The organism is Vibrio sp. 1731 (assembly GCF_033339955.1).
Lineage (GTDB): Bacteria > Pseudomonadota > Gammaproteobacteria > Enterobacterales > Vibrionaceae > Vibrio > Vibrio alginolyticus.
The window spans coordinates 1-1197 of sequence record NZ_JAWOVO010000111.1; the positions used below are offsets into that span (position 1 = coordinate 1).

Genomic DNA, 1197 nt, shown 5'->3' on the forward strand with positions numbered 1-1197 from the left:
ATATGAAATGTTCATTGGATTTTGCTTGTTTCATTTGATCTTACTCGTCCAGAGCTCACAAGCGAAAATGATCTCGCTAATTTATCACCTTTGTGAACTCGCTCCAAACACAAAATCTTTTGCTGGTAGGGTGTTAGATCAAAATACGATGTCTATTTAACACTGTAGCCCGAATTTTGCAGACATGAGTTGCGTTATCTATGGCTAGTGGTGTTTTTGGTTTTGTTAACTTTGTCCGACTAAACCGTACTTTCTAACCATGCCTCGTAGCTGGTGATAGCTTAATCCCAGCAATTCGGCAGCTTGTCGTTGGTTGAATTTTGCTTCCTCCAAGGCTCGATTGAGAAGATTGATATCTTGCTCCTCTTGCCACTGTTTGTAGTCGAGAGGAAAGTGGATCGAAGTCGTTTGAGACGAGGCTTCTTCCTGAGGCTCTTCGTTTGCCGCAGTATGACCAAGCGCATTGTTCCAACCAGTGGCAAAAGGGTTAAAAATCAGCTCATCAATCGGTTCTGCATTTAGTCCGTGTTGATAGATAGCGCGCTCAATTACGTTTTTTAGCTCACGCACATTACCTGGCCACGAGTAATCGAGTAGGGTTTGTTGCGCTTGATGAGTGAAACCAACGAAGTATTCGAGTTGCAACTCTCGACACATTTTCATTGCATAATGTTTGGCAAGCGACAGGATATCTTCTTTGCGTTCTCGCAATGGTGGCAACATGATAACGTCAAAGGCTAGACGATCGAGTAAGTCGGCGCGGAAATCACCTTTCTCAGCCAGTCGTGGCAAATCTGCATTGGTAGCACACACTAAGCGCACATCCGCGTTAAGAGCGGTATGACCACCGACGCGTTCGTATTCACCGTATTCAATCACTCGCAGCAGCTTCTCTTGAACAAGTAAAGGCGCAGTTGCCAACTCATCCAAGAACAAGGTGCCACCTTCCGCACGTTCAAAACGGCCTTTATGTTTGCCTTTTGAACCAGTGAACGAGCCGGATTCATGGCCGAACAACTCGGAGTCAATCAAACCTTCGCTTAAGGTCGCACAGTTGAGAGAAAGAAGTGGCTTATCCCAACGTTTTGATAAGTAATGCAAACGTTGAGCGATCAGTTCTTTACCGGTACCTCGCTCACCAATAATGAGGACGGGACGTTCAATTGGGGCGAGTTGTGATACTTTATCCAATACAGC

Annotated in this window: 1 protein-coding gene; it reads right to left on the bottom strand. The window is 45.4% G+C overall.

Going from position 1 to position 1197, the window contains the following annotated elements; translation table 11 throughout:
• Positions 1-225: 225 nt before the first annotated feature.
• On the bottom strand, positions 226-1197 hold a 972-nt coding region (gene pspF / locus R7035_RS25545), incomplete at its 5' end, for a phage shock protein operon transcriptional activator (protein ID WP_318146359.1).